This is a genomic window from Kitasatospora sp. NPDC101235 (assembly GCF_044767505.1).
Classification (GTDB): domain Bacteria; phylum Actinomycetota; class Actinomycetes; order Streptomycetales; family Streptomycetaceae; genus Kitasatospora.
Genome location: NZ_JBIWNZ010000042.1, coordinates 1 through 14,278 on the forward strand (window position 1 = coordinate 1; position 14,278 = coordinate 14,278).

Below are 14,278 nucleotides of genomic sequence, written 5' to 3' on the forward strand. Positions count from 1 at the left end.
GCGCCGCCTCGGCCGCGGGCGGCGCGGCGGCCGCCTTCAGGTTCCGGTTGGCGCGGGCGGCCCGGGAGCCGACCAACCCGATCGCCTCGGAGGCGAAGTACACGTCCTTGGCCGTGCCCGCCTTGCCCAGCTCGGTGCTGATCGGATCCAGCGCGTCCTTCAACGCCGCGCCGAAATCGGCCGGACCCGAGGACGCGGAGGACGCCGTCGGCGCCGCCTCGCCCCCGCCGCCGCCTCCACTCGAACAGGCCGCCAGCAGCAGAACCCCGCCGAACGCCAGAGCGGCCTTACCCCTGAACTCCACAACCCCACCCCGAGGAAGATGAACACCTCTTGCGCACGGACCGTGCACACACGGGGAAACATCGTGCCGATCATGCAATGGCATGGTCAAGTGACTATCAGGTGATAGCGGTGATCGCTCCCAGGGCCCGTCCAGGAGCCGCCCAGGTGGTCAACTACCATCGGGCGGGTACTCAGTCTCACCGGCCTTCCCCTCCAGATCATCACCTCGGTCCTCGGCTGCAGCCGACAGGCGCTGAGGAAGACCCCGTCACAGGTTCGGTTCGCCCGAATAGGAAGGCTGACCGAACACACGGGCCACCCAGCCGTCGAGCTGGACGCCGAACTCCCGAGCTGAAGCGATACCCGAGGCCGGAAGGGCGCCAGCATCGTCCATGCCGTCGAAGTAGTCGACGTCGGCCCAGCCGCCACGGAACAGCACCACCGACAGCTCAGCCTCCTCCGGGCCCGAGACGAGCACACCAACGGAGTCGGGATCGTTCACCACCGACCTGTCCGTCTCAAGTCGCTGAGGCCAGGGAGCGGCTCCATCGCGCCAGGTCACCCGACCCACTGTCAGACCGCCAGCCCGCCACCCCGGCGCTCGATCAGCTACTTCTGCAGCCGCCTCATCAAGATCAATAATTCGTTCCATGGACAGATCATGGTCCATGCCCGGCGCGCTGTTCATCCAGAAGTTGAGCCAGAGCCAGGTCTCACCTACGCAGCCAACCAGGGGTCGTCCTCGGGTGGCCCGTTCTTCTCGGCCCGTCGCAGGGCGCGGGCGGTGGGCAGCTCCAGGATGATCGGCCGCCCCTTGGCAGTGCGACGCTGGCGGTCGCAGGCCTGGCGCTCCAGGCGGTCCGGGTGGGCGTTCTCGTCCAGCTCGCGTCCGTACGGGATCCGGGCCGGGAACCTCACCAGGTACGTGGGAACGGCGCAGGACGAGGAAGGTCCAATAGCCGCCGCGGGCCCGTTCCGCCGGTCGGCGGAACGGGCCCTAGAGATGTACTGAGGTCTCAGAAGCCAGAAGCTAGGAACGTGGCGGAGCGGGCAGTACGGCCGTCCGCAGGGTTGGGATGTTCCACTGCTGGTTGGCCTCGTACTTGCAGTCCCACAGTTGGAGCCGGGCACCACTGGTCGCCTGCCCGAATGGAAGGTCGAGGCAGCGGCCGGAGGCCGGGTGGTACAGCGCGTTGTTCGCGAGCGGGATCCACTTCTGCGCTGCGGTGCCGTCGCAGGTGTGGTACTCCAGCTGCGTGCCGCCGGCGGTGGCGGCGTTCACCGGGGCGATGCACCCGCCCTTGACCCGGACGGTGCCGTCGTTTCCGAAGGCGAGCTGCTGTGCGTCGGTCCCGTTGCAGTTCGCCAGCGTAATCGGGTTGCCGTTGGCGGTGCTCGCGTTGATGTCGTCGATGCACATGTTCGAGTCGACGTTCGAGCGGACGACGCTGGTGAGGCCCGGTGCGGTCGGGGCCACCGCGAACGGGTAGACGGCGGTGCTGCCGATGCTTCCGTCGAAGCTCGTGGACGGCTTGGACTGGTACTTGTACCGGCCCAGCGTGAACGGCCCCGAGGACGCCGGGCTGGTGCTCGCCCGGTGGACCTTGGTGCCGGCCAGGACGCCGTCGACGTAGAGCGCCATCGCTCCGGTGTCGGCGTTGTAGGAAGCGGTCAGCCGTGTCCAGACACCGAGCCGGGTCTGGGCGGCGGCGTTCAGTGTGTCGGTGTAGTCGTACGACCAGTTGTCGTCGTCCGCGTACGCCAGGGCGAAGCGCCAGTTCCTGTCCGGGCCGTCGGTGTAGAGCAGGAAGTTGCTGCCGTGCCCGGTCTCCTGGCTGGCGATCACGCCACCGCCCGGACTGGCCTTGACCCAGGTGGAGACGGTGAAGCTCTTGCGGGTGTCGACCACCGGCCCCGTCATGGTGACGTTCGAGCCGGCGCCGGGGGTGAAGGCGCCCACGGTGGCCGTCCGGCCGTCCACGGTGTCCTTGACCCAGCCGACGTTCGTGGCCCACCCGTCGGCGCGCTTCTGGCCGTCCCGGACGGTGTTGGTGCCGTCGGGCGCGGCCAGCCAGTTGCCGGCGGGGCGGTTGAGGTTGCCGAGCGCGACCGGGGTCTTCTCCAGGCCGGTCACCGTCGGGCCGCTGTTGGCGTCGGGCGCCTTGGTGCCGATGCCGGCCCAGGCGACCAGCTGGTTGTTGGTGTCCACGGCCCAGAGGTCCGGGATGCCGTCACCGGTGACGTCGCCGTTGGAGCCGACCTTCGGGTAGAGCTTGGGGTCGATGCCGTCGGCAAACCTGCCCGTGGTGGGGTCGGCAAAGGCGGAAGCGTCGAACTTCCTCGGGGCATTGCCCTTGGCCAGCTGGTAGGCGTGGATCGTTCCGTCACCCTTGGACCGGCCCCAGACCGTGGGGATGTTCGTGCCCTTGGCCGGGCCGGGGGTGATCAGGTCGTAGAAGTCCCAGTTGCGGTCCTGCGACAGCAGATAGGCTGGCCCGTCAAGGGTCTTGGCGCTGGACGATGTCGCGAGCCACAGTTGGCCGGCCTCGACGTAGAGGAGGGACGTGCGGGGAAGCCCGAGCTGGCCCGTACCGGGGTCGCGCGGGTTGTCGTTGTAGGGCGATCCGAAGGCCGCGATCTGGGTGACTCCCGACCAGTCCGGCTGGCCGCATTCGGTCGGGGTGTAGTCGGGGTTGTAGCAGGTGTCGGGCTTCGGGAGCGGTACCCCGCTCTGGTTGTCCAGGGTGGCGGTGTTGCCGTCATTGGCGTACAGGTACAGCTCGGCCGCGCCGGGAACGTGCGCGATCAGGTCATCGACGTTCCTCTCACTGAGGGAACCCCGGTGGGTGATCTGGACGTTGCCCCAGCCGGTGGAGCCGGGGGCGGAGACCGGCTTGGCACTCGGAGCCGTGTACGGGTCGGCGCTCGCGCCGATCATGCGGAGCGCACCGGTGCCGTCCGACAGCAGGACGTCGGCCTTCCGGTCGCCGTCGATGTCGCCCATGATCGGGTCGCCCGCGGCGGGGTTGCTGGGCACGAAGAAGGTGTAGGCGACCGGCTGGGACATGTTGCCGGCGTTGTCCTGGGTCTGCAGGTAGAGGAAGTTGGTCCCCCAGTGCGTGGCGGTGTACTTCAGCTGGAAGCTGCCGTCGCCGTTCATCTTGACGACGTTGCCGCCGTCGTTGCAGTTCCAGCCGGTGGCCGCGGCCTGGATCGGGTCCGTGGTCCAGCGGGCGCAGGCCAGGCCCGAGGAGCGGCCGCCGGTGGCCGGGGCCGGGTCGGTGCCGGTCAGGGTGAAGTAGCCCTCCTCGCCGACGCGCTTCGGGTGCCCGCCCAGGGTGCCCGACTCGGGGAAGTCCGTCGAGGTGATGCGGGCGGTCGGCGGGGTCCGGTCGACGCGCAGGAAGCACATCCGGCTGTTGTCGCTGGGGAGCGTGCCGTCGGTGGTGGAGGCGAACCAGCCGTACTGGTGGCCGTCGATCAGCGACCCGACGCTCGCGTTCTTGCGGCCCGAACTCGCCGCCCAGCCGGTCTCGTAGAGCTTCGAGGAGCCGTTGTCGTCGTCGTCCCAAATCTTGAACGCGGTCCAGAGCTGTTCGCCGGTCGGTGACCAGGTGTCCACGCTCAGGTTGATGTCGGTGTTGATTCCGACCCAGCCCGGGTTGTCCCAGGGGTTGATGGTGCCGGGGGTCTGGCACTGGCTGTACGCCGCGTCACGCGCGAAGCCCGGGGCCGGGCTGGTCGCCGGGTCGCCGACGTGGGGCGTGAAGTCGTAGGTCACGACGACGTGCGGGTTGTTGGCGAACCGCTGGTGGTAGTACTTGTTGCCCTCGTCGTCGGGGGCGAACATGAAGGTCCAGCCGTCCCAGTGCTCGCGGGCGGCCTGCACCATCTGGCTGTAGACGTCGAACTCCTTGCCACCGCCGCCCTTGATCCAGTTCATGCCGACCTTGGCGCAGTTCCACGGCTCGGGACAGGGCTGGGCTTCCCAGCGCGTCCACTGGTTGATCGGGTTGCTGTTGGCCGACCCGGTCGAGTAGAGGCCCATCGGGGTGTCGGTCGAGGGGCTGGACGACTGCGCGACGGTGGCGTAGAGCTTGGCGGTGATGACGGTCGAGTCCCAGAACGCCAAGTTCAAACCCACCTGGAAGTAGGCGCGCTCCTTGCCTTCCTTCACACAGCGGTTGTTCGTGTCGATGTAGCCGCAGTAGCCGGCCGCAGGCGTGTCCTGGCCGTACTGCGTGCCGTTGTACTCCGGCGTGTCCGGGTAGGCCGACTGCACCTGGGCCCAGGCCTGGGTACCGTTGTCGACGCTGGGGTTCCAGCCCGGGTCGATGAACCAGGGGCCGGTGCCCTGTTCGAGGACCGAGCCGTCCGGCACCAGGTCGATGCCGCCGCCGCTGACGGTGGTGGCGACCGGTGCGGTCCGGGCACCGGGGCCGGGAGCCTTGCTGTCGGACCCGGCCGTGGCCGCGGCACCGTCCGCGGCGGACTTGGCCGCGACCGTGGGCTGCGCGGCCGGGGCCGTCGTGGAGGAGTCCCACATGACGGGCGCCGGAGCGGTGAAGCGGGCCTTGCCGGAAGCGTCCTCGGCCGACAGGTTGCCGTTGGCGTCCGCCTTGACGGTCAGTCCGTCGGCGGTGGTGTCGAGGTGCAGTTTCTTGATCGTCGGATCGGCGGCCGCCTGTGCGGTGCGCACGATCAGGACCTGGCGCCAGCCACCGGCGGGGGTGGCGCTTAGCTCCAGGTCGACGTCGGGCAGAACGGAGCGGTAGAGCGCGCTGCTGCCGGTGAGTTCGGGCTTCGGCAGGGTGAACGGCGCCTTGACCGACAGCTTCTTGCCGTCGGCCGTGGCCATGGTGGCCAGCGGGCCGGTGCCGCCGCCGGAGAAGGTGAGCCCGGAGGGCACGGCGGTGGGCGCGACCGTGCCGTCGGGGTTGGTCCGCAGCGTCGCGTCCACGGCGCGCCAGGTGCCGTCGGCGTTCTTGACCCGCTCCACCACGGGGGAGGAGTCGGTGGTCAGCGTGCCGTCCGGATTGGCCGTGGTCTGGCTGCCGCCCGTGGTCATGGAGTCGACCACGACGGGCTTCCCGGTGCTCTTCGCCTTCGCCTGGGCGGCGCGTATCGCCGCGGTCTGTGCCGAGCGGGAGTCGGGCTGCCCCTTGGCCGGAGGTGCCGGCCACGAGGCGTCGGCGGGACCGTGGTTGCGGTCGGCGGGAGCCGCCACCGCGATACCGGGCACCGCCAGCAGCCCGGCGCCCAGGGAGAGAACGGCCGTGCAGGCGAGCGGAAGGAGTCCTGCGCGGACTGTCCGGGATCTCACAGGCCGTCCGGAACCGGATGGAGAGGGAGGATGTGACATCGACATGAAGGCCCTGTCCTCAATGGTGATGTGATCAGGAATCAGGCGCACGCTGCCTTCACGCTTGCTTCGCTGTCAAAGCGTTTTATCGACAAGGTGTCCGACTTGTCGGGGTGGTGGCGCATTGCTCAGCGGGTGATTTTGATCACACATTTCGCTTTCACATCTTTCCCACCTTCGATAGGTCGTGTGCGCCTAGGGTGCCGGAGACCTGCGCCAATGCGGTCGACACGATTCAATCTTTGACAAAGTGTGGGGGGATCAGTTGTCTCGTCCTGTCCGCTTGTTCACCCGTCCGCGAAGTTTGCGGGTGGCCGTGGTGGCGGCTCTGGCCGTCACCATGTCCGGGGTGACGCTCCCTTCGGTCGAGGCGGTCGCCCAAGCGGCGGCCCCGCCCGAGGTGTGGGTGCCACCGAATACGCCGGTACCGGACGCCCAGCCGGTGAAGGGAGCCGACGGCAAGCCCGCCGGCCACACGCCGGACCCGGGCAAGAAGTGGTCGCCGCCGGCCGACTCCAACCCGCCGGCCGGCACGGCCACCGCCGTCCTCGGCGGCGCCGGAGCCGGGGCGGCCATGGCGCCGACGGCGGCTGACGCGACGCCGACCAGCGTGCCCGTCCAGGCCGGTTCACTGCCGGTCTGGATCGCCCCGGCTCCCGGTGCGAAACCGGCCGCCGCCCGAACCGCGCCCGCGGCCAAGGACGTTGCCCCCACCCTCCAGGCCCCGGCACTCCAGATCGAGCTGGCCGACCGGGCCCGGACCGGTGCCGCGGGCGTGAACGGTGCCCTGCTGGGTGTCACCGACACCGGCGAGGGCGCCGGTGCCGGCCGGGTCCAGGTCGGGATCGACATCCAGGCCTGGGCGAAGAACGCCGGCGCCAACTGGGCGTCGCGCGCCAGGATCGTCCAGCTGCCCGGCTGCGCCCTGACGACTCCGGGGGCCGCCGGCTGCAACACGCGCACCCCGGTCCCGTCGCACCGGGACGCCTCGACCGGCCGCCTGGTGGCCGAGGTCGACATCCCGCAGCCGACCACCCCCGCCGCCGCCAAGTCCTTCGCCTCCGGGGCCTCCGGGAGCCCGGCCGGCACCTCTTCGACCGTGGCGCTCGCCGTCGAGGCCGACGCCAAGGGCAGCGGCGGTGACTTCACCGCCTCGCCGATCACCCCGTCCGCCTCCTGGCAGGCCGGCGCCAACGCGGGCAACTTCACCTACGGCTACACCGCCGAGCTGCCCTCCGCGCTGGCCGGTGTGGCCCCCAACGTCTCGCTCGGCTACGACTCCTCCTCGGTGGACGGCAAGACCGCCTCCACCAACGCCCAGCCGTCCTGGATCGGCGAGGGCTGGGAGTGGCACCCGGGCTCCATCGTCCGCGCCTACAAGAGCTGCAAGGACGCCGGGATCGACAAGTCGGGCGACCAGTGCTGGGGCGGCGACCTGCTCCAGCTCTCGCTCGCAGGCCACGCGGGCCAGCTCGTCAAGGACGACAAGTCCTGCGAGTGGCACCTGCAGGGCGAGGACGGCACCAAGGTCGAACGGCTGACCGGCCAGAACAACGGCGCCTGGAACGGCGAAGCCTGGCGGATCACCACCACCGAGGGCACCCAGTACTACTTCGGCGCCAACCACCTGCCCGGCGGCGACGGCACCGACCAGGCCAGCAACTCGGTCTCCACCGCGCCGATCTACTGGCCCGGCGGCCAGGACCCGTGCCTGAAGGACGGATCCCCGGCCACCAACTCCTGGAACCAGATGGGTTGGCAGTGGTCCCTGGACTACGTCGTGGACCCGCACCAGAACCTGATCACCTACCGGTACGACCAGGAGCAGAACTACTACGCCCGGGGCGGCGGTCAGAACAACGGCAACGGCACCCGGACGCAGTACCAGCGGGCGAGCTACCCGACCTGGGTCGGCTACGGCCAGCGCCTGCCCGACCAGATCGCCGCCAAGGGCAAGGCCAACCCGGCCGCCCAGGTGTGGTTCCGCACCGCCGAGCGCTGCCTGCCGGACAAGGACTTCACCTGCGACCCGTCCCTGCGGAACAAGGACAACGCCAAGCGCTGGCCGGACACCCCGATCGACCAGAACTGCGACGCGACCGGTGACTGCACCGTCTACTCGCCGACCTTCTGGACCACCAAGCGCCTGACGAAGATCGACACCGAGGTCTGGGACGGCGCCAAGTACCGCCCGGTCGACTCCTACGCCCTCAACCAGTCCTTCCAGGACCCGGGCGACGGCACCTCGCCGTCGCTCTGGCTGGACTCGGTCCAGCGCACCGGCACGAACAACCGCACGCCGATCACCCTGTCGGCCGTGTACTTCCAGCCGCTGCAGATCGCCAACCGCGTCGCGGGCCAGATCGTCCAGCCGGACGGCACCTCGGCCTCCGTCGAGCCGTACAAGCGTCCGCGCATCCAGAAGATCACCACCGAGACCGGCGGGCTGATCAACGTCGTCTACCGGCCCGCGGAGTGTTCGCGCGAGGCCGGCGGGAAGATGCCGGCGTCCGAGGACAGCAACACGATGGCCTGCATGCCGGTCAAGTGGTACCTGCCCGGGCAGACCGCACCGGATCCGGTCAACGACTGGTTCAACAAGATCATCGTGAAGTCGGTCACCCAGGAGGACTCGGTCGCCGGCGGCCAGCCCGCGGTCGTCACCGACTACGAGTACGGCGGCGGCGCGGCCTGGCACCGCAACGACTCCGAGATGGCCGACGCCAAAACCCGCACCTGGGACCAGTTCCGCGGGTACGCGACGGTCACCACCCGCAGCGGCAGCGGCAGCGACGTCGAAGCGCCCCGCACCAAGTCGGTCGCGACCTTCCTGCGCGGTATGGACGGCGACGTCCTCGCCAACGGGAAGGCCCGCCAGGTGTCCGTGACGGACGCGCACGGCGGCACCATCAAGGACGAGAACGTCCTGGCCGGATTCATCCGCGACTCCGCCAACTACAACGGCGACAACGGCGAACTGCTGTCCACCGTGGTGTCCGACCCGTGGCTCGGTCCGATCACGGCCACCCGCAACCAGTCCGGCGGCATGCCCGCGATCACCGCCCGGGCCGTCAACGCCCTGAAGGTGACCAACCGCGAGAAGCTCGCCAACGGCGGCTGGCGCACCCGTGAGCGCTCCACCACGTACGACTCGACGTCGCTTGCCCGTCCGCTGACGGTCTACGACAACGGGGACACCACCCATCCCGAGCAGCTGCTCTGTACCTCCTTCGAGTACGCCACCGGCCCCGGCGGCGCGCCGACGCAGCTGGCCTCACGCACCCTGGTCCTCAAGGGCGCCTGCGGGCAGACCGCGACCAAGGACAACACGGTCGCCGACACCCGGGCCTACTTCGACAACAAGCCGCTCGGCCAGGCCGACGCCAAGGCCGAGCAGACCTCGACCGAGGTCCTGGAGCGCTACGACGCGGCGGGCAAGCCGGTCTACCGGGCCACCGCCCGGGCGAGCTTCGACGACTACGGCCGGGTCACCAGCACCGTCGACCCGACCCGCACCGACGCCGCCCACCCGTCCGGCGCCGAGACCAAGACCGCCTACTCCCCGGCCACCGGCCAACTGCCCACCCAGGTGACCCACACCAACCCGCTGGGTTGGCAGACCGTCAGCACCCTCGACGTGGGCCGTGGCTCGGCGCTCAAGATCACGGACGAGAACGGCCGGATCAGCGAGCAGGAGTTCGACTCCCTCGGCCGCGCCGTGGCCGGCTGGAGCCCCGGCAACGAGCGGGCCAAGTTCCCGGACCGTCCGAACCGCAAGTTCTCGTACTCGGTGAACGGCTCCGACGCGCCCTCACAGGTCCTCAGCCAGGCGCTGATGAAAGACCTGAAGACGTACACCTCCAGCTTCACCATCTACGACGGCCTCGGCCGGATCCGCCAGACCCAGGCCAGCACCCCCTCGGGGGCCACCGGCCGCATGATCACCGACGCGCTGTTCGACTCGCACGGCTGGCAGATCAAGACCAGCGCCGCCTACTACAACGACCAGGGCCAGCCCAGCGGTCAGCTCTTCCTGCCCAACGGCGGAGTCGAGCCGGACGGCAAGATCCCGTCCCAGAGCGTCCAGAAGTACGACGGCATCGGCCGGGTCACCGACTCGATCTTCCAGTCCCACGGCGTCGAGCAGTGGCGCACCCACACGGACTACCCCGGCGCCGACGAGGTCCGCACCACCCCACCGGCCGGCGGCTACGCCACCGCGACCGTGTCGGACGCCCGCGGCAACACGGTCGCCCTGCGCCAGTACAAGGCCAACACCCCGACCGGCGCGTACGACGAGACCACCTACGGCTACACGCCGGAAGGCAGGGAGGCCTGGCGCAAGGACGCGGCCGGCAACCAGTGGACGTACGAGTACGACCTGCTGGGCCGGCCGGTGAAGTCCACCGACCCGGACTCGGGCACCGGGACGACGGCGTACGACGACAGCAAGAACCTCGTCACCGTCACGGACTCCCGCGGCAAGAGCGCCACCAGCGTCACCGACCTGCTCGGCCGTAACATCGCGGCCTACGAGGGGACGGCGGTCGACTCGACCAAGCAGGTCGCCGCCTGGACCTACGACACTCTGGCCAAGGGCAAGCCGACCTCCTCGACCCGCTACGTGGGCGGAACGCTGGGAGACGCCTACAAGTCGGAGATCACCGGCTACGACATCGGATACCGCGAACTCGGTGCCAAGACCACCATCCCGGCAGTGGAGAAGGAACTCGCCGGCGTCTACCAGACCGACAACACCTATGACAGTGCTGGCCGGTTGAGAAAGACGCTGTTGCCGGACGTGGCCGGCATGGGTCAGGAGGAACTGACCTTCGTCACGGACACCATGGGCCAGTTCGCGGCCCTGTCCAGCTCCTTCGGGGCCGAGTCCACGACGTTCGTGGCCGATGTCCGCTACGACCCGTACGGCCGGCCGTACCGCACCACCGTGGGCCGAGCCGGTGCGCAGGTGGTCGCCACCATGCTGATCGACGACGCCACCGGCAGGGTGACGCGCTCGATCCTCGACAAGCAGACCGCAGAGACCGCCCACATCGACACGGTCGACTACACCTACAACCCCCTCGGCCAGGTCACCTCGGCCCGCAACGCGCAGGACGGCCAGGTCGCCGACCTGCAGTGCTTCACCCACGACTACCTCGGGCGGCTCACCCAGGCCTGGACCGACACCGGCACCCAGACCACCAAGCCGCAGCCGAACGTCCCCGGCGTCGGCGCCTGCACCAACACCGACGGCCCGTCGGTGAGCGGTGGCAAGCCGAGCGTCGGCGGCCCGGCCCCGTACTGGCAGCAGTACGAGTACGACCTCATCGGCAACCGCACCAAGCTGGCCCAGAAGGACGTCACCGGCGACGCCACCAAGGACGTCACCACCACCCAGACCTTCGGCACCGGCCCCAACACCCCGTCCTCCGACCCGAAGACGGGCGGCGGCACGGGCGGTCCGCACGCGCTGATGAAGTCCACCCAGACCGGCCCGGCCGGCACCGCGGTGACCTCGTACACCTACGACGCGGCCGGCAACACCACCGCGATCACCGACACCCCGGGCACCAGAACGCTGACCTGGAACGCCCAGGGCAAGCTCGACCAGATCACCGGCACCGGCCAGAGCGGCGCGACCAGCTACCTGTACGACATCTCGGGTAACCAGCTGATCCGCCGTGACCCCGGCAAGACCACGCTCAACCTGGGCGCGGACCAGATCACCCTGGACACCACCACCAAGGTCGTCACCAACGTCCGCAGCTACGCGGCGCCCAACGGCCTGTCCATCACGCGCACCACGACCAACGGAACGTCCAAGCTGGCGTACCAGGGCGCGGACCCGCACGGCACCAACGGCGTCCAGTTCGACTCGGCGACCCTTGCCCATGTCCGCCGCCCCACCGACCCGTTCGGCAACGAGCGGGGCACCCAGCCTGCTGGGGGCGTTTGGGCCGGAGACAAGGGCTTCGTCGGCGGCACCAAGGAGAAGTCGACCGGCTTCACCCTCCTCGGCGCCCGCGAGTACGACCCCAAGACGGGCCGCTTCATCAGCCCCGACCCCATCACCGACGCCGGCGACCCCCAGCAGTGGAATGCCTACGCGTACGCCAACAACAGCCCCATCAACAAGTCCGACGCCAACGGCCTGAAGGTCGGGTGCGACACGGCGGCGGAGTGCAAGAACAACCAGACGGACCGGATCGACCTCCCGTTCGGCCTCCGCGACACGCCCACGCCTGAAGTGCGGAAGGCGGCTGATGACCTGGACGCCGCGAACAAGGCGGTCAACGAGAACAAGCGCAAGCGCGACGAGCTCGTACACAAGGTGGTCGACATCGTCGGCGACCTGATCGGCTTCAACGACGCCCGCGACTGCTTCACCAAGGGCGACGTGATGGGCTGCATCAACACCGCCCTCAACGTGGTGCCCTGGGGCAAGCTCGCCAAGGTCATCAAGGCCGGCATCAAGACCCTCAAGATCTACCAGGAGCTCGAGAAGGTCTACACCGCCATCCGCTTGGGCGAACGCACGGCCCGGGAAGCCGAAACCGCCTACGTATCCGCCAAGACTGCAGCAGCCGAAGCCCGGGCAGCCGAAAGAGCGGCAGCCAAGGCAGCGGAAGAAAAAGCAGCAAAGGAAGCCGCACCAGATGCGCCCGGCACGGAGCCTATGGCAACCAAGGCTGAGGCGGACGCAACCAAGGTCGAGGGGTGCAACAGCTTCCCGGCCACAACCCTGGTTCTGATGGCGGACGGCAGCACCAAGCCCATCGGCGATGTGCATGATGGCGACGTCGTCATGGCGACCGACCCACAGACCGGCGAAACCCGTCCCGAGACCGTCACCACCACCATCACCACCCCCGACGACAAGGACTTCACCGACCTCACCCTCACCGACGACGCCAGCCCGCGAGGCCCCCCGGCCGCCGACCAGGCGAACATCACCTCCACCTACCACCACCCCTACTGGAGCGAGACCCGCCAGCAGTGGGTCGACGCCGGCGAACTCACCCCCGGCGAACACCTCCGCCAGCCCAACGGCACCACCCTCACCATCCAGTCCGTCCGCAACTACCCCTACTCCGTCACCACCCACAACCTCACTGTCGAACAGCTCCACACGTACTATGTGGTAGCTGGCGGGACTTCAGTACTCGTTCACAACTGCCCCACTGCGGATGAACGGGCGCATGCCAGAGCATCGGAGAATGCCGCATATTCCAGCAGACCGGACGTTGCTACCGGTGGGTACCTTTGGATTAAGGGACATGGAGAGTTTGACCTGTCTTCCGATAAGCTCCATCGGTTGATCAGAGCCAACATGGACGAGATTCCTGCTGCGGCGAGCCCCGGCGGCGGTAAGTTTTTCGGCTCGCATGTTGAGGTTCAGGCTGCCACTATAATGAGGATTCTGGCTAAACAGTCGGGATCCGGGAGTGAGGGTTTGGTTGGTCGGCTGATGGTTTCAAAGCCTGGCGGGCCATGCGGTTTCTGCATGCGAAACGTGGCAGGAATGCTGCCGGCGAACTCATCGCTAGCGGTTCGATCTCAGCGCGGCCAAGTTTTCAGCGAGGTACCCTTCTGAAGATTTGCCAAGGCGCGGTCCCTGTTGCCGCGCCTTGGCTGCTTTCCTGCAGGCCACTATGGTGGCGTTATAAATATGAACGGCGATAATTTGAATCCATACGCGATCGTCAATCTCACCGATTGGGCTAATCTCGAAAATGCTGATGGCTCAGCCTTCCCGGATACTCCGGCCAAGCTTCGCGACTTGGCGTCGGGTGACTTTTCGGCGGTAACGAGTTCACTCAATCACCTTTACAACACTCTCCTCAACGATGGGGTGGTGTATTCTGCAACCGTGCCAGCTTTCAGGTATGTTGCCGCGCTTTTGGGTGACCGGCCAAGTCGAGCCGCACTTGCCCCTCCATGGGAAGTGGGAAAATTCCCACTTCGGGGCAAACTTCTTACATGGCTAGCCAACGTGGCCTTTGATGTCAGCATTGGCCAGGAGCAGCGCATTCGAGAGTGGGGAAAATATTCACCGACCGAGCCATTTCCCAATTTCGTAGATATTAGGAGTATTTATCCGGAAGCTTTTCCGAGCATTGCTTCCTACTTTGATGACTCTGATTCGAGAGTAGTGGAGGCGGCTCTTGTTGTCGCCGTTCGATTTTTGGAGTCCCCGGCATTGGCAATGCATCACAGGAGATTGACTCCTTTGGTGGAGAATATTCTAGCGCAAAGCTCCAGTGAATGGCATAGAAGTTTGGCCTCCGAGGCACTGAATGCTTGGGGGCAAGGGCGCATGTTGATTGAATCGCATACTGATCCGCTCCCCTCCGGGGAGTATGGGAGGGTTCATAATTCGCAGGAAAATCGGGGATCAGTTGACGAGCCGCCTTTTTAGTAGGTGGGGAGTTGATTGGCCGGTTCTTTCTGCGGCCGAGGCAGAATGTGAGAGCCCACACCGGTAGTCGGGTCGCCCCGGAAAAATCTCACGTCCGGGAGATCCGGCTACCGGCGACCTTGAACTTCAAGGGGTATGCGCACTTCAAGGACGAGTACGGGCTACGCATTTTTGGCGCTCTCGCTCAGCAAGCTATGCAGTAGCAAATC

General features: G+C 67.8%; 5 protein-coding genes and 1 pseudogene. 2 read left to right on the plus strand and 4 right to left on the minus strand.

Features of this window, described 5'->3' with window-relative positions; translation table 11 throughout:
* The 4 genes and pseudogenes from ACIRRH_RS39490 to ACIRRH_RS39505 all read right to left on the minus strand — a co-directional run.
* A pseudogene (locus ACIRRH_RS39490) lies at positions 1 to 304 on the minus strand (hypothetical protein); the annotation flags it as partial.
* 249 nt (positions 305 to 553) lie between these two features.
* Positions 554 to 787 (minus strand): hypothetical protein, encoded by a 234-nt coding sequence (locus tag ACIRRH_RS39495; protein WP_403077531.1) that lies wholly within the window; start codon positions 785 to 787, stop codon positions 554 to 556.
* Between the two features lie 215 nt (positions 788 to 1,002).
* A complete protein-coding gene (locus ACIRRH_RS39500; protein WP_403077534.1) occupies positions 1,003 to 1,203 on the minus strand; it encodes a hypothetical protein in 201 nt (66 codons plus the stop codon).
* A 112-nt stretch (positions 1,204 to 1,315) separates the two neighbouring features.
* On the minus strand, positions 1,316 to 5,608 hold the full coding sequence (locus ACIRRH_RS39505) for a ricin-type beta-trefoil lectin domain protein (protein ID WP_403077537.1): 4,293 nt from the start codon (positions 5,606 to 5,608) through the stop codon (positions 1,316 to 1,318).
* A 388-nt stretch (positions 5,609 to 5,996) separates the two neighbouring features.
* Here ACIRRH_RS39505 and ACIRRH_RS39510 point away from each other — a divergent pair, with 388 nt between their 5' ends.
* Positions 5,997 to 13,244, plus strand: a complete 7,248-nt coding sequence (locus ACIRRH_RS39510) for an RHS repeat-associated core domain-containing protein (protein ID WP_403077540.1) — start codon at positions 5,997 to 5,999, stop codon at positions 13,242 to 13,244.
* Between the two features lie 75 nt (positions 13,245 to 13,319).
* Positions 13,320 to 14,069 carry a hypothetical protein gene (locus ACIRRH_RS39515; RefSeq protein ID WP_403077543.1) on the plus strand — a complete coding sequence of 250 codons (750 nt, stop codon included), beginning with the start codon at positions 13,320 to 13,322 and terminating at the stop codon, positions 14,067 to 14,069.
* The last annotated feature ends 209 nt before the right edge of the window (positions 14,070 to 14,278 follow it).